This is a genomic window from Kocuria tytonis, assembly GCF_003226895.2.
Lineage (GTDB): Bacteria > Actinomycetota > Actinomycetes > Actinomycetales > Micrococcaceae > Kocuria > Kocuria tytonis.
This window is the reverse complement of record NZ_PNJG02000003.1, coordinates 46,097-60,752: the sequence shown is the minus strand read 5'-3', so window position 1 is coordinate 60,752 and position 14,656 is coordinate 46,097. Positions and strand designations below refer to the sequence as shown.

General features: G+C 70.9%; 11 protein-coding genes and 1 tRNA gene. 6 read left to right on the top strand and 6 right to left on the bottom strand.

Features of this window, described 5'->3' with window-relative positions; genetic code table 11:
• Positions 1 to 7 precede the first annotated feature (7 nt).
• From C1C97_RS09515 to purU, 3 genes are all read left to right on the top strand, one after another.
• Positions 8 to 2,998 (top strand): DEAD/DEAH box helicase, encoded by a 2,991-nt coding sequence (locus C1C97_RS09515; RefSeq protein ID WP_121031531.1) that lies wholly within the window; start codon positions 8 to 10, stop codon positions 2,996 to 2,998.
• 182 nt (positions 2,999 to 3,180) lie between these two features.
• Positions 3,181 to 4,335 (top strand): VIT1/CCC1 transporter family protein, encoded by a 1,155-nt coding sequence (locus C1C97_RS09510; protein ID WP_110920409.1) that lies wholly within the window; start codon positions 3,181 to 3,183, stop codon positions 4,333 to 4,335.
• Positions 4,336 to 4,923: 588 nt separating this feature from the next.
• Complete coding sequence (purU, locus tag C1C97_RS09505; RefSeq protein WP_121031529.1) at positions 4,924 to 5,796, top strand: formyltetrahydrofolate deformylase; 873 nt, start codon at positions 4,924 to 4,926, stop codon at positions 5,794 to 5,796.
• A gap of 98 nt (positions 5,797 to 5,894) precedes the next feature.
• On the opposite strand, the gene sucD is transcribed toward purU, so the two are convergent.
• Positions 5,895 to 6,812 (bottom strand): succinate--CoA ligase subunit alpha, encoded by a 918-nt coding sequence (gene sucD / locus C1C97_RS09500; protein WP_110920411.1) that lies wholly within the window; start codon positions 6,810 to 6,812, stop codon positions 5,895 to 5,897.
• A 32-nt stretch (positions 6,813 to 6,844) separates the two neighbouring features.
• Complete coding sequence (gene sucC / locus C1C97_RS09495) at positions 6,845 to 8,014, bottom strand: ADP-forming succinate--CoA ligase subunit beta (protein ID WP_121031527.1); 1,170 nt, start codon at positions 8,012 to 8,014, stop codon at positions 6,845 to 6,847.
• A 212-nt stretch (positions 8,015 to 8,226) separates the two neighbouring features.
• Here sucC and C1C97_RS09490 point away from each other — a divergent pair, with 212 nt between their 5' ends.
• A complete protein-coding gene (locus tag C1C97_RS09490) occupies positions 8,227 to 8,976 on the top strand; it encodes a hypothetical protein (RefSeq protein WP_121031525.1) in 750 nt (249 codons plus the stop codon).
• A gap of 70 nt (positions 8,977 to 9,046) precedes the next feature.
• Here the strand turns inward: C1C97_RS09490 and pcrA are convergent, their stop codons facing one another.
• Both pcrA and C1C97_RS09480 read right to left on the bottom strand, forming a co-directional pair.
• A complete protein-coding gene (gene pcrA / locus C1C97_RS09485) occupies positions 9,047 to 11,506 on the bottom strand; it encodes a DNA helicase PcrA (RefSeq protein WP_110920414.1) in 2,460 nt (819 codons plus the stop codon).
• Positions 11,507 to 11,540: 34 nt separating this feature from the next.
• Complete coding sequence (locus tag C1C97_RS09480) at positions 11,541 to 12,272, bottom strand: NHL repeat-containing protein (RefSeq protein ID WP_233542866.1); 732 nt, start codon at positions 12,270 to 12,272, stop codon at positions 11,541 to 11,543.
• 104 nt (positions 12,273 to 12,376) lie between these two features.
• Between C1C97_RS09480 and C1C97_RS09475 the strand changes: the two genes are divergently transcribed.
• Entirely contained in the window at positions 12,377 to 13,093 is a 717-nt protein-coding gene (locus C1C97_RS09475; RefSeq protein WP_121031521.1) for a hypothetical protein, read from the top strand.
• 57 nt (positions 13,094 to 13,150) lie between these two features.
• Here the strand turns inward: C1C97_RS09475 and C1C97_RS09470 are convergent.
• Positions 13,151 to 13,223: transfer RNA gene (locus tag C1C97_RS09470), tRNA-Arg, on the bottom strand.
• Between the two features lie 60 nt (positions 13,224 to 13,283).
• Here C1C97_RS09470 and C1C97_RS09465 point away from each other — a divergent pair.
• Positions 13,284 to 14,165 carry a DUF4031 domain-containing protein gene (locus tag C1C97_RS09465; RefSeq protein ID WP_121031520.1) on the top strand — a complete coding sequence of 294 codons (882 nt, stop codon included), beginning with the start codon at positions 13,284 to 13,286 and terminating at the stop codon, positions 14,163 to 14,165.
• A gap of 30 nt (positions 14,166 to 14,195) precedes the next feature.
• Here the strand turns inward: C1C97_RS09465 and C1C97_RS09460 are convergent, their stop codons facing one another.
• Positions 14,196 to 14,486 (bottom strand): hypothetical protein, encoded by a 291-nt coding sequence (locus tag C1C97_RS09460; protein ID WP_233542865.1) that lies wholly within the window; start codon positions 14,484 to 14,486, stop codon positions 14,196 to 14,198.
• Positions 14,487 to 14,656: the final 170 nt, after the last annotated feature.

Genomic DNA, 14,656 nt, shown 5'->3' with positions numbered 1-14,656 from the left:
AGAGCGCATGGATGGCGCTGGACAGTTCTCGGACACCCGTGTGCCGGGTGCGGGCCCGGACTGGCGCAGTGAACTCTCCCGGATCGTGCCCGGCGCGGGACGCGACAGGACCGTCGTGGACCCGGACTCCGGACCCTCCGTGGCCCTGGAGCTGGACCTGGCCCGCGTCCAGAACCGGGCACCGCGGGCGTGGCGGAAATCACCGGAGGAGATCGCCCTGACCCTCACGGCGCGGCCCGTCCTGCGGGGGCGTCGCGGCTGGGTGCACACGGGGATCGACTGGGGCAACCTGGGCTCCCACGCCCGCTCCGGGCGCCTGGACGCGGAGCAGCTGGACTGGTTCGAGGAGTTGCGGGCGCTGTCCGAGTCCCACCGCGGCAGCTACGCGGCGGACCGGCACCAGCTGCACATGGAGCGCTACACCTCGCCGCTGCTGTGGCCGGTCCTGGCCCGCGCCGGGGCACTCGGCATCCCCGTGGTCTCCAGGGGCAGCGCGGCCCCCGTGGTGCTGGAGCGGGACGGCCGTTTCGAGGTCCGCGTGGCGGCCGGGGAGCACGGGGAGCTCGGGCTGCACCCCCAGCTGATCGTGGGGGACCACGAGATCCCGCTGCGCTGGACGCGGATCATCGGCCAGCCCGGCCACGGCCTGTTCTACCCCGAGGCCTCCCCCTCCGCCCTGGACGCCGCGGAGGACCTCAACCAGTTCCCCCTGCACCTGGTGGTGCTCGGCACCCGGCTCAACCAGCAGCAGCGTTCATTCCTGGACCGCGCGGAGTCCCTCACGGTCCCGCGGGACGGCGTGGAGGAGTTCTTCGAGACCTACTTCCCCCGCCTGCACCAGAGCATGAACGTCACCGCGGACGAGGACTCACTGGTGCTGCCGCAGGTGGCGGACCCGGAGTTCGTGCTCACGGTCCACCACGACGACCTCACCGAGCGCGTGGAGTGGGAGTGGGAGTACCAGAAGGGCCGCGAACGGGTGCGGCTGCCCTTCCGCCCGGTGGACCCGCTGGGGGACGAGGCCGTGGCGCGGGAGTCCCGGTGGGAGTCCTCCATGGTGCAGGCGGTGCACCGCAGGATCCCCGAGCTGGACTTCCGGCGCAGCTCCTACGCGGCCGAGGACGCCCTCACGTTCCTGCGGGAGTGGCTGCCGCAGCTGCGCCGGATCCCGGACCTGCGCATCGAGGAGACGGGAGGTGCCCCCGCCTACCGGGAGGTCTCGGAACCCACCGAGATCACCGTCTCCACCGCCCCCACGGAGCACCACGACTGGTTCGGGCTCGGGGTCACCGTCAAGGTGGGCGAGCACTACCTGCCCTTCGCGGAGATCTTCCAGGCGCTGGACCGCGGCCAGGACGTGATGCTGCTGCGGGACGGCTCCTACTTCCCCCTGGACCGTCCGGAGTTCGTCCGGCTGCGCGCCCTGATCGCCGAGGCCCGGACCCTGCAGGAGGACAAGAACGCGCCCCTGGCCCTGAACCGCTACCAGACGAGCCTGTGGGAGCAGTTCGAGGAGCTCGCCACGGACACGCGGCAGGCCGAGGCGTGGCGCGCCGGCGTGCGGGCCCTCGCCCACCTGGACGAGGTCCCCTCCCCGCCCGTCCCGGACACCCTGCAGGCCTCCCTGCGGCCCTACCAGTACGAGGGCTTCCGGTGGCTGAGCTTCCTGTGGGAGCACGGTCTCGGCGGGGTGATCGCCGACGACATGGGTCTGGGCAAGACGGTGCAGACCATTGCCGCCATGCTGCGCGCCACCTCACTGGACCCGGAGCTGCCGCCCTACCTGGTGATCGCACCCACCTCCGTGGTGGCCAACTGGTCCGCGGAGCTGCGCCGCTTCGCGCCGTCGCTGGACGTCACCGTACTCACCACCACCAAGGACTCCGTGGTCGGCGCGGCCAGGGCCTCCCACGTGGTGCTGACCTCCTACGCCCTGCTGCGCCTGGACGCGGAGGCCTACCAGTCCGTGGAGTGGGCCGGGGTGGTCATGGACGAGGCGCAGTTCGTGAAGAACCCCCGCACCAAGGCCTACCGCGCCGTGAAGAACCTGCATGCCCGCACGTGTCTGGCCATCACCGGCACCCCCATGGAGAACAGCCTCTCCGAGCTGTGGTCCCTGCTGTCCCTGACCGCGCCGGGCCTGTTCCCGTCCAGGAAGCGCTTCACCGAGCACTACCAGCGCCCCATCGAGCGCGCCATGGACTCGGACGCCCTGGCACGGCTGCGCGCCCGGATGAGGCCGTTCATGCTCCGGCGCAGCAAGTCGGACGTGGACCTGCAGCTGCCGCCCAAGCTGGAGCACGTGCTGCCCGTGGGTCTCAACGCCGAGCACCGCAGCGCCTACGACCGGCGGCTGCAGCGCGAGCGCGCCAAGATCCTGGGGCTGCTGCGCGACTTCGACAAGAACCGCTTCACGATCTTCCAGTCCCTCACCACCCTGCGCATGCTGGCGCTGGACCCCTCGCTCGTGGACCCGGACGCCACGGCCGCCTCCTCCAAGCTGGACGTCCTGTTCGAGCAGCTCCCCCAGCTGATCCAGGAGGGTCACCGCCCGCTGGTGTTCAGCCAGTTCACGAGCTTCCTCAAGATCATGGCACGTCGGCTGGACGAGGCGGGGATCGCCTACAGCTACCTGGACGGCAGCACCCGGGACCGCGCCGGGGCCCTCGATCGGTTCCGCAGCGGCCGGGCACCCGTGTTCCTCGTGAGTCTCAAGGCCGGCGGCTTCGGCATCAACCTCACCGAGGCCGACTACTGCTACCTGCTGGACCCGTGGTGGAACCCCGCCGCGGAGAACCAGGCCGTGGACCGCACCCACCGGATCGGGCAGACCAAGAAGGTCATGGTGTACCGCATGGTGGCGCAGGACACGATCGAGGAGAAGGTCATGGAGCTGAAGACCCGCAAGGCGGACCTCTTCTCGGCGGTGCTCGACGACGACCACGTCTTCTCCACCTCTCTCGACGCCGAGGACATCCGCTCGCTCGTGGGGCTCTGAGCACGACGCCGCCCGGGCCCCCTCCCGGGGGGGCCCCGCCCGTCGCCCGCACCGCGGCCGCCCCGGGCAGCCGCGACCCGGTCCCCGGGGCGCGCTGGCACCCATGGCCGACCGTGCGGACGGTGGGCAAGCTTCGGGGTCCCGAAATCACCGTCCGCGTCCCGTGCGTAAGATCCGGAGGCATGCCCGAGTCCAGCACCCCGTCATCCGTCATGCCCGGAGCCCCCGAACCGACGTCCGCCCAGATCCGCCGCTGGCGCCACTACCTCGCGGACGAGCTCGCGGAGGCCAAGACCTACGAGCACCTCGCGCGCCACAGCACGGGGCGCCACGCCGAGATCCTGCACCGGGTCGCGGAGGGCGAGGGCCGCCACGCCGAGCACTGGCGCAGGCTCCTGGGCCCCCACGCCCACCGTGCCGTGAGTCCCGGCATCGAGGCCCGCATCCTGATGTTCCTGGCCAGGCACGTGAGCTCGGTGTTCGTCCTGGCCCTGCTGCAGCGCGCCGAGTCCCGCTCCCCGTACCGCGAGGACCCGGACGCCACCGCGGCGATGGCCGCGGACGAGGCCGTGCACGAGGAAATCATCCGCGCCCTGGCCACGGACGGCCGCACCCGGCTCTCGGGCAACTTCCGGGCCGCCGTGTTCGGCGCGAACGACGGCCTGGTGTCCAACCTCGCACTCGTGATGGGCGTGGGGGCCACCGGCACGGCCAGTTCCATGGTGCTGTTCTCGGGCATCGCCGGGCTGCTCGCGGGCGCGCTGTCCATGGGCGCGGGCGAGTTCGTCTCCGTGCGTTCGCAGCGGGAGCTGCTGGACGCCTCGCAGCCCACGCAGGTGACGCTGCGGGTGGCACCCTCCCTGGACCTCGACGCCAACGAGCTCACCCTGATCTACCGGGCCCGCGGGATGAGCGAGGAGGCCGCCGAGCACCGGGCCGCCGAGCGGCTGGGCCACTTCGACTGCGACTGCGACCCCTCGCTGTCCTACCAGGACGAGAAGGCCCGCCGGGTGGTCGACGGCGAGGACGAGCAGCCCGCACCCGACGACAACCAGGCACTGGGCACGGACCTGGGAGCCGCGGCGTCGAGCTTCTGCTTCTTCGCGTCGGGCGCGATCATCCCCATCCTCCCCTACCTCTTCGGTCTCGGGGGTGGGGCGGCCCTGCTCGTGGCCATGGCACTGGTGGGCGTGGCGCTGCTGATCACGGGCGGTTTCGTGGGCCTGCTCTCCGGCGCCTCACCGTTGAAGCGGGGGCTGCGCCAGCTGGCCATCGGGTACGGTGCCGCGATCGCCACCTACCTGCTGGGGCTCGCGTTCAACACGGGGGTGGCCTGACCCCGCGAACACGCGGCAATCATTTTGTCCCCTCTAGTGCCCACAAGCGCATGGAATTATGAGCAGTTGCCGCATAATTCGCAGGAGTAAATCCGGCACGGCATCCGGATGACCCGCATCACCCCTAGTCAGAAGCATATTTCGTGCTCCTGTCCCTGAATTTTCCACTGTGGGACGGCGCACTGCAGGGCGGGTGGTGAATTCGGGAATTCCCGGGGGCTCGGAGTCGTCTGAGAAATTCCGATATTCTGATGACGTGGTTCTTTGAACCACTGCAACGGGAGACTTCGCACAGGGAAACCGCCACACCTGCACTGGGGGGTGCACTGTGGCTGGTGCTGTGCGTCGGTAGCCGCTCAGCCCACGGCTTGATCCCGTTGAGGCGTTATCGCCTGCCGGTGGCCGCTGGTTCTCTCACAGAGGCGCACCTCTCCCCGCGCCGGACGGGCTCCTACCGTCCGCTCTCGCGGCCACCGGTCGATAACGCCCCCTGACCCGGGTGAGGCGATAGCATCGACTGCGGCTCACGGGCACCCCACGCGTTCCGCGGGCCGTCGATCCGTCCCGCCACGTCAGGAGCGCCCCCTCATGTCGGTCCACCAGCCCACGCCCGACGAGCACGTCCTCACCGCCCACTGCCCCGAGGCCTACGGGCTCGTGAGTGCCGTGGCCTCCAACCTGACGAGCCAGGGCTGCGACATCTTCGACGTCAAGCACTTCTCGGACCGGCACGACGACCGGTTCTATATCCGCTGCCACACCATCAGCGCACCGGGCACCGTGACCACGCAGTCACTGGTCGAGGGCTTCCGCCCCGTGGCGCAGGAGCACGACATGCGCTTCCGCCTGGTGGACGCCCGGAAGAAGACCCGCGTGCTCGTCATGGTCTCCAAGATCTCCCACTGCCTCGCGGACCTGCTGCACCGCGCCCACGTGGGTTCCCTGCCCGTGGAGATCGTGGCCGTGGTGTCCAACCACACGGACCTGCAGCCGCTCGTGGACTTCCACGGCGTGCCGTTCCACCACGTCCCCGTGACCCGGGAGACCAAGCCGCAGGCGGAGGCCGAGCTGCTCGAGCTCGTCGCCGCGTACGACACCGAGCTCGTGGTCCTCGCCCGCTACATGCAGATCCTCTCGGACGAGCTCACCCGGGAGCTGGCCGGGCGGTGCATCAACATCCACCACTCGTTCCTGCCCTCCTTCAAGGGCGCCAAGCCTTACCACCAGGCCTACGAACGCGGCGTCAAGATGGTGGGCGCCACCGCCCACTACGTGACCCCGGACCTGGACGAGGGGCCCATCATCGCGCAGCGCGTGATCCCCGTGGACCACGCGCACACCCCCGCGGACCTCGTGGCCGCGGGTTCCGACGCGGAGACCCAGGCACTGTCCCGCGCCGTGAAGTGGCATGCCGAGGGACGCGTGGTGATCTCCGGCAACCGCACCATCGTGCTGGCCTGAGGCCCGTCACCCGGCCCACGACGAGAACGACGCCGCTCCCCCACCGAGGTGGGCGAGCGGCGTCGTCGTGGCGGCGGTCCCGGCGAACCGGGAGCCGGTCACTTGCCGGAGAAGATGTCCCGCATCAGCTGCGCGGTCTCCGAGGGGGTCTTGCCGACCTTCACCCCGGCGGCCTCGAGGGCCTCCTTCTTCGCCTGGGCCGTTCCGGAGGAGCCGGAGACGATGGCACCGGCGTGGCCCATGGTCTTGCCCTCGGGAGCGGTGAAGCCGGCCACGTAGCCCACCACGGGCTTGGTGACGTTGGCCTTGATGAAGTCCGCGGCGCGCTCCTCGGCGTCGCCGCCGATCTCGCCGATCATCACGATGGCCTCGGTCTCAGGATCCGCCTCGAACGCCTCGAGGGCGTCGATGTGGGTGGTCCCGATGACCGGGTCACCGCCGATGCCGATGGCGGTGGTGAAGCCCAGGTCACGCAGCTCGTACATCATCTGGTAGGTCAGGGTGCCGGACTTGGAGACCAGACCCAGCTTGCCCTTGCCGGTGATGTTCGCGGGGGTGATGCCCAGCAGCGACTCCTCGGGGGAGATGATGCCCGGGCAGTTGGGGCCGATGATCCGGGTCTTCGGCTTGCCGTCCGCGCCGGTCCTGGCCCGGGAGTGGGCCCAGAACTCGGCGGAGTCCTGCACGGGGATGCCCTCGGTGATCACGACCACCAGCGGGATCTCGGCGTCGATGGCCTCGATCACGGCGTCCTTGCAGAAGGCCGGCGGCACGAAGACGATCGACGCGTTCGCGCCGGTCTCCTTCATGGCCTCGGCCACGCTGCCGAACACGGGCAGCTCCACGGGGTTGCCGTCCTGGTCCTTGTGGCTCACCGTGGTCCCGGCCTTGCGGGCGTTCACGCCGCCCATCACCTGGGTGCCGGCCGCGAGCATGCGTGCGGTGTGCTTGGTGCCCTCGCCGCCGGTGATGCCCTGAACGATGACCTTGGAGTCCTTGTTCAAAAAGATCGACATGTCTTCTTCCTGGTAGCTCTGTTCGTGGGCGATTACTTGGCGGACTGGGCGAGCTCGGCGGCCTTGTCGGCGCCGGCGTCCATGGTGTCCGCGGTGGTGATCAGCGGGTGGTCGGCCTTGCGGAGGATCGCGCGACCCTCGTCCACGTTGTTGCCGTCCAGGCGCACCACGATGGGCTTGGTGGCGGAGTCGCCGAGGATCTCGAGCGCCTTGACGATGCCGTTGGCCACGGCGTCGCACGCGGTGATGCCGCCGAAGACGTTGACGAAGACGGACTTGACCTGGGGGTCGCCCAGGATGACGTCCAGGCCGGCGGCCATGACCTCGGCCGAGGCGCCGCCGCCGATGTCCAGGAAGTTGGCGGGCTTCACGTCACCGTGCTTCTCGCCGGCGTAGGCCACGACGTCCAGGGTGGACATCACGAGACCGGCACCGTTGCCGATGATCCCGACCTCGCCGTCGAGCTTGACGTAGTTGAGGTCGTTCTCCTTGGCCTTCTCCTCGAGGGGATCGGCGGAGGTCTTGTCCGCGAGCGCGGCGTGGTCCTCGTGGCGGAACTCGGCGTTGTCGTCCAGGGACACCTTGCCGTCCAGGGCGAGGATCTCGCCGCCGCCGGTCTTCACGAGCGGGTTGACCTCCACCAGGGTGGCGTCCTCCTTCGCGTAGACCTCGCCCAGCTTGACCAGCACGGGGACGACCTTCTCCGCGGTCTCCGCGTCGAACTTCGCCTGCTCCACGATCTCGCGGGCCTTGGCCTCGGTGATGCCCTCGGCGGGGTTCACGTCCACGCGGGCCAGGGCGTCCGGGCGCTCCACGGCGAGCTGCTCGATCTCCATGCCGCCCTCCACCGAGCACATGGCCAGGTAGGAGCGGTTGGCGCGGTCCAGCAGCACCGAGAAGTAGTACTCCTCCGCGATGTCCGCACCCTGGGCGATCATGACGCGGTGCACGGTGTGGCCCTTGATGTCCATCCCGAGGATCTGCTGGGCGTACTCGTAGGCTTCCTCCGGCGACTTCGCGACCTTGACGCCGCCGGCCTTGCCGCGACCGCCCACCTTGACCTGGGCCTTGACGACGGTCACGCCGCCGATCTTCTCGGCGGCTGCCTTGGCTTCTTCTGGGGTAGTGGCGACGATGCCGGCCAGCACGGGGACGCCGTGCTTCTCGAACAGGTCGCGTGCCTGGTACTCAAACAGGTCCACGGATAGGTGTCCTTCTGCGTCGAGGTGTGTCGTCCCGCGCCGGGAACCCCCGGCTGGAGCGACCTGATGTGGGGGGATGTGGTGCAGCGCTGCACCACAGTGCCCTCGCGGCGATTTTAGTCCATGGCGAGGGGATTTCCCGTACCGCCGGTGTGCGTGAAGCCACACCGCACCTTCCCGGGACGGGCGGCCCCACCTGGTTGACTGGGCGCATGCGACGCATCGGACTGCCGGAGATCTGGGACGCCCGCGAGGCGGACCGGGGGTTCATGGCCTCGCTCGCCACGTTCTCGTTCGTGGCGCTCGGCCTGGAGCTCGTGGTGGACGGCACCGTCCTCACCTACACCGGCGCGGCTCCCGGGCTGTACCCCCTGGGGTGGCAGTGCCTCGAGTGGATCGGTCTCGGTGCGGCCTGGCTGGTCACGGCCCGCGCGCTGGTGTCCTGGTCCCGACGCCGCGGGGTGGACCCCCTGCCGAGCGAGTTCTCCTCCGCGGGGCGCGACGGCGCCCTGGACCACCGCGCCTGGCGCGCCGTCCTGCTGTGCTTCCTCTCGGCGGTCGTGCTCGCCATCGTGCTCCCCGCGCTGATCGGGGGCCCGTGGGGGTTCGTGCCGGTGGGCCGGTACCTGCAGCTCTACGACGCGTACGGCGCGGCGGGCTGGCTCGCGATGCTCGCGTGGGCGGTGTATCTGGTGGGCCGGTGCGCGGTGATCGCCGGGTTCCTCGCCTACGCCCACAGGGCCGTGCGGGGCGTGGCCACCTTCCGCGGGGCGCACCGCATCCCCTGGGGCGGGCTCGTGACCGGTGCGGTCATGGGCGCGGTGGCCTTCCTCTCCCGCGGGCAGGCCGTGGCGCTGACCACCGTGATGGTGTGCCTGCTGCTGGGGCTGATCCACGTCCGCTGCGGGGAGTCGCTGCGGATCACCGCGGTGTTCACGGTGCTGGTGCTGGCCGTCGTCTGAGGCCGCGACGCACCCGCAGGGTCCGGAGCCCGCCGCCGCGTGACCTCGCGCCGTGCCCGCGAGCCCGGTGCTACGAGACCTTCGTCATGGGCGCGTAGCGCAGCAGCAGCCGCTTCTCCTCGGCCCCGAAGCGGACCTTCGCCACGGTCTTGTCCCCGCTGCCCTCCACGGCGACCACCGAGCCGCGGCCGAACGCCTTGTGCTCCACGGCGTCCCCCACGCCCAGCGAGGGGATCTCCCTGTTCGGCTCCACGCGCCCCGCGGTGGCCGGGGACAGCCGGCGGAACGTGGCCCCGGAGCCCGCACCCGCACCCCAGGACGAGCCGCGCAACGGATCACGGGACCCGAACCCCGTGTGCACCGGCGAACCCCAGCCGCCGGACGCGGCAGCGCCCTCCCGCTTCCAGTCGATGAGGTGCCCGGGGATCTCGTCCAGGAACGGGCTGGCCGGGTTGAACTGGGACTGTCCCCACATGGAGCGGGACTCGGCGCGCGTGATGTAGAGCCGCTCGCGGGCGCGCGTGATGCCCACGTAGGCGAGCCGCCGCTCCTCCTCCATGCTCGAGGGGTCCGCGAAGCTGCGCTGGTGCGGGAAGATCCCGTGCTCCATGCCGGTGAGGAACACCACAGGGAACTCCAGGCCCTTGGCCGTGTGCAGCGTCATGAGTGTCACGACCCCCTGGGAGCGTGCCTGCGCGACCTCCTCGGCGATCTGCTGGGCGCTCGCGGCGTCGTCACCGTCGCGCCCGGGCTGGGACGGGATCTGGTCCGCGTCCGCCACGAGCGCCACGTGCTCGAGGAACTCCCCGAGCCCGGCCTCGGGGCGGTCCTTCTCGAACTCCCGCACCACGGCCACGAGCTCCGCGAGGTTCTCCACGCGGGACTCGTCCTGGGGATCGGTGGACGTGCGCAGCGCCTCCAGGTACCCCGACTGCTCCAGCACCGCCTCGAGCACGGCGGTCACGGAGGCGCCGGCCGCCAGTTCCCGCAGGTCGTCCATCAGCTGCGAGAACTTCCGGATGGCGTTGGCGGAACGGGTGGCCAGCCCGGGCGCCTCGTCCAGGCGGTGCATCGCGTCGGAGAAGGAGATGCCCTCGCGCTCGGCGAGTGCGGCGATCGAACCCTGCGCCCGGTCTCCGATGCCCCGCTTCGGCTCGTTGATGATGCGGCGCACGGTGATGTCGTCCGCGGGGTTCGCGACGGCCCGCAGGTAGGACATGGCGTCCTTGATCTCCTTGCGCTCGTAGAAGCGCGTTCCACCCACCACCTTGTACGGCAGCCCCACGCGCATGAGGATCTCCTCGAGCGAGCGGGACTGGGCGTTGGTGCGGTAGAACACGGCCACGTCCCCGGGACGGATGCCGTGCTCGTCCTGCAGCCTGTCGATCTCCTCGGCGATGAAGCGGGCCTCTTCGTGCTCGTTCTCCGCGGCGTAGCCCACGATGGGGGCGCCGTCCCCCTCGGCGGTCCACAGCTTCTTGTCCCGACGGTCGGCGTTCTGGGAGATCACCGCGTTCGCCGCGGAGAGGATGTTCTGGGTGGAGCGGTAGTTCTGCTCCAGCAGGATGGTGCGGGCCGAGGGGTAGTCCCGCTCGAAGTCCGTGATGTTGCGGATGTCCGCACCGCGGAACGCGTAGATGGACTGGTCCGAGTCCCCCACCACGGTCAGCTCCGCGGGCGGCAGCCCGGAGGGGTCCCCGCCCTGCGGGGAGTCCGCTCCCACGAGTTCGCGGACCAGCGCGTACTGCGCGTGGTTGGTGTCCTGGTACTCGTCCACGAGCACGTGCCGGAAGCGGCGCCGGTAGTACTCGAGCACCTGGGGGAACGCCCGGAACATGTGGACGGTCTCGCCGATGAGGTCGTCGAAGTCCATGGCGTTCGCCGCGCGCAGGCGCTGGGTGTATCCCCGGTAGACCTGCGCCACCGCGGACTCGAACGGATCGGTGGAGCTGGCCCGCGCCAGGCAGGTCTCGTCGTCCACGAGCTCGTTCTTCAACGCGGAGATCTTGTGCTGGATGGCCTTGGGCGCGAAGCGCTTGGGGTCCAGCTCGTGCTGCTTGGCCACCTGGGTGATCAGGCGCAGCGAGTCCGCGGAGTCGTAGATGGAGAAGTTGGGGGACAGCCCCAGGGTCTTGGCCTCCCGCCGCAGGATGCGCACGCACAGGGAGTGGAACGTGGAGATCCACATGGAGCGGGCGGACTCCCCCACCAGCTCCACGATGCGCTCCCGCATCTCCGCGGCGGCCTTGTTGGTGAACGTGATGGCCAGGATCTCTCCCCGGCGCGCACGGCCCGTGGCCAGCAGGTGGGCGATGCGGTGCGTGAGCACCCGGGTCTTGCCGGACCCCGCCCCGGCCACGATGAGCAGCGGCGATCCCGAGTGCTCCACGGCCGCCCGCTGCGGCTCGTTGAGACCGGCCACGAGCTGCTCCGGGGACGCGACGGCGTCGAAGGAGCCCTGGGGGACGCCCGCGTTCGCGGAACGCACCGAGGAAGCGGAGAGCAGGGGGTTGTCCGAGAGGTAGTCCATGGTGCGCCCAGTCTATCCAGGGGCTCGGACGCCCTCAGACGTACCGCGGCTCCACCAGGTGGCGGCCGTTGCGGTCCTCGACCCACAGCTGCGAGTCCGCCACCGTGACCCGCACGGGGGTGTCCAGCACCACGTCCTCGCCCGCCAGCTCGTCCGCCTCCCGCTCCGGGCCGCCGTACACGGTGGTGACCTCGAGATCGGTGAGGTCCACGTGGCGCAGCGCGTGGTTGCCGGTGTCCGCCACCACCACGGAGCCGTCGTACAGGATCTGCAGGTCCTCCGGGTGCGCGAGCCTGGCGTCCGCCGCGGGGCCGTCCAGGTACCCGGCCCCGTGCCGACCGACGACCGTGGTCACGCGGGGATCGCCGTCGGGCCGGTCGGTGTTGATCTCGAGCCGACGCAGGGACGAGGAGTCCCGGTCCACGAGCCACAGGGTGCCGTCCCCGGCCTCGGTGATGGAGACGGTGGCCGCGAACTTGGCCTGGGCCACCTTCCCGTCGCGGCGCCCGGCCTCCCCCGTGCCCGCCCACTCCTGGAGGGAGTCGGTGTACGCGTCCCAGCGGAAAAGCCGGTTGCGCTCCGGGACCGCCGCGATCACGGCGGAGAGCTTGTGCGACCACACGATGTCCGCCATGCGTGCGCCCTCCAGGACCGCGCAGTCGATCCTGCGGCGCACGGTGGTGTGGTCCGCCTCGTACAGGGTGAGCGCCGTCCCGTCACCCGCGCTCATGAGCAGTCCGTCCGGCAGGCCGATGGACAGTTCCATGGCCGTCACCACCTTTCGCGGTGCCCCGCGGCACCTGTCCCCACCTCGTCCTCGAGAGTGGCATCCGTGGCTCCTCACAGTACGCCGCGGGGGATAATGGGGCCATGGGTATGACCAGAGCGCAGAAGGCCCGGAAGTACGGGGAGAGCGGCGGCAGCACGGCGGCCGGTTCCCGAAGGTCCCGCGGCGCGGCTGCCCGGCCCGCGGGAGTCCGGCCCACCAGCGTCCACGAGATGCGCCCGGATGAGCTCGCGGCCGAACCCACCCGGGGGTCCTCGGCGGGAATCCTGGTGGGTGTGGCGTTCTTCGTGGGCGCCGCCCTGTGGCTCTACTACCACCTGCTGGTGCTGCAGGGCGTCTCCGGTGCCATGGCCCACGGGGTCACGGCACCGGAGCTGCTCGCGGGGGGTTTCGGCCCGGAGCACGTCGCGGACTTCGCCCGCGGGCTGGGTCCGGACGGGCACACCGGCTATAAGGGGGTCCACGCCACCACCGGACTGTTCACACCCCTGCTGACGGGCATGGGATGGTTGCTGTTCACCGGGCTGAACACCCCTCAGCGCGCCCGCAAGTGGGTCTACTGGGTGGTGGTCCTCGCCTACGCCGTGGTGTTCGTGGCGGGCAACTCCGCTCTCGACGCCGCCGTGGCCCACCCCGCCGATCAGGGGGCCGCGGCTCTCGCCTCCGGACTCGTGGTGACCCGCTGGATCCTCTTCGCGGCCCTCGTGCTCATCACGGTCATCGTGGCGGTGTCCGTGGTCCGCCGCAAGCTCTCCGACTTCGCCGAGGGCAGGCTCCCGGGCCAGCGCCCGCGCGGCTGAGCGCCGGGCACCGCGGATGAACAATGCCCCACCCGGTGACGGGTGGGGCATTCTCCGTGCCCCCGATTGGATTCGAACCAACGACACCGGCTTTAGGAGAGCCGTGCTCTATCCCCTGAGCTACGAGGGCAACAGTGCTCCACTTTATCCGCGCGACGTTCCCCCCGCGAGTCGAGCGCACAATGGGGTCATGACCGTCTACATCGATCCACCCCGGTGGCCCGCGCACGGCACCGTCTTCTCGCACATCGTCTCGGACGCCTCCATTGCGGAGCTGCACGACTTCGCCCGTGCGCTGGGTGTCTCCGAGCGGGCGTTCGACCGGGACCACTACGACGTCCCGGCCCACCGCCACGCCGCCGCCGTGGCGCTGGGCGCCGTCCCCGTGGACGGCAAGCAGCTCGCCCGGCTCCTGATCCGCAGCGGTCTGCGGATCCCCGCACGACGCCGCCCGGCCAAGCTCGCGGCCGCCCTCACCGCACGGTGGCGCCGGCACTTCCCGCGGCACCCGGACATGGCGGGCGAGCTGCTGCAACGGTGGAGCGAGCCCCACCGCGCCTACCACGGCCCGGCGCACCTGCTGGACGTGCTGGAGGCCGTGGACCTGCTCACCGCTGCCGACGAGCACCCGGAACTCGTGCTGGCGGCCTGGTTCCACGACGCCGTGCACGAGGGAACGGCCGGCCAGGACGAACGGGACTCGGCGGCACTGGCCCGGAGGCTGCTGTCCACCGAAGGGTGGCCGGAGGGTGTCGGGGACCGCGTGGCCGACCTCGTGCTCGTCACCGAGCACCACTCCCCCGATCCCGGGGATCGCGAGGCGTGCCTGCTGGTGGATGCGGATCTCTCGGTCCTCGGGGCCGGCACCGAGGACTACGACCGCTACCGCGCGGCGGTCCGGCGGGAGTACGCCGATGTGCCCGAGGAACAGTTCACGGCCGCGCGGGCCGAGGTGCTGCGCGCGCTGCGGGAGAAACCGCAGCTGTTCCACGAGCCACGGGCCGTGGCGCTCTGGGAGGAGCGTGCCCGCCGGAACCTGGACCGCGAGCTCGGGATCCTGACCCGCGCGTAAGGAGGCCGTTCCGCTCGGGAACGAGCCCGGTCACCGACCGCGGCGACGCTCCTCGGGGTTCGGGGCGGCCGCGGTCGAGGCGGCGGCGTCGCGGGCACGGGCGGCACTCCGGCGTCGGAAGACGATGGCGGCCAGGACCAGACCGACGATGATGCCGATGCCCCCGGAGACCGACAGCCACATGGCCACGTGCCCCGCGAACGCCGCCACGACGAACCCCACGATGATCCCGGGGATCGCCCCCGCCACCATGCCCACGGCGTAGTAGGTGAATTCCTGGTCCTGGGGGGTGCGAGCGGCGCTGGAGAGATCGGTGGACATGCCCCCGATTCTACGACGCCCCGCTGGGTGGTGACCGAGGACCCGTGCCCCTGCGGCCCGCCTGGCGGGATGCGGGTGTGGCGGGGCGCGGGAGTGGCAGGGCGTGGGCGTGCCCGGCCGGGCGGGCTCCACATCACCAGGGGGCGGAACGGCTGGCTGCGCCGCAACGG

Excerpts from the sequence above, each read along its gene's own strand:
- C1C97_RS09515 (WP_121031531.1), top strand. The coding sequence starts at position 8 with ATGGATGGCGCTGGACAGTTCTCGGACACCCGTGTGCCGGGTGCGGGC.
- C1C97_RS09510 (WP_110920409.1), top strand. The coding sequence starts at position 3,181 with ATGCCCGAGTCCAGCACCCCGTCATCCGTCATGCCCGGAGCCCCCGAA.
- purU (WP_121031529.1), top strand. The coding sequence starts at position 4,924 with ATGTCGGTCCACCAGCCCACGCCCGACGAGCACGTCCTCACCGCCCAC.
- sucD (WP_110920411.1), bottom strand. The coding sequence starts at position 6,812 with ATGTCGATCTTTTTGAACAAGGACTCCAAGGTCATCGTTCAGGGCATC.
- C1C97_RS09490 (WP_121031525.1), top strand. The coding sequence starts at position 8,227 with ATGCGACGCATCGGACTGCCGGAGATCTGGGACGCCCGCGAGGCGGAC.
- pcrA (WP_110920414.1), bottom strand. The coding sequence starts at position 11,506 with ATGGACTACCTCTCGGACAACCCCCTGCTCTCCGCTTCCTCGGTGCGT.
- C1C97_RS09480 (WP_233542866.1), bottom strand. The coding sequence starts at position 12,272 with ATGGAACTGTCCATCGGCCTGCCGGACGGACTGCTCATGAGCGCGGGT.
- C1C97_RS09475 (WP_121031521.1), top strand. The coding sequence starts at position 12,377 with ATGGGTATGACCAGAGCGCAGAAGGCCCGGAAGTACGGGGAGAGCGGC.
- C1C97_RS09465 (WP_121031520.1), top strand. The coding sequence starts at position 13,284 with ATGACCGTCTACATCGATCCACCCCGGTGGCCCGCGCACGGCACCGTC.
- C1C97_RS09460 (WP_233542865.1), bottom strand. The coding sequence starts at position 14,486 with ATGTCCACCGATCTCTCCAGCGCCGCTCGCACCCCCCAGGACCAGGAA.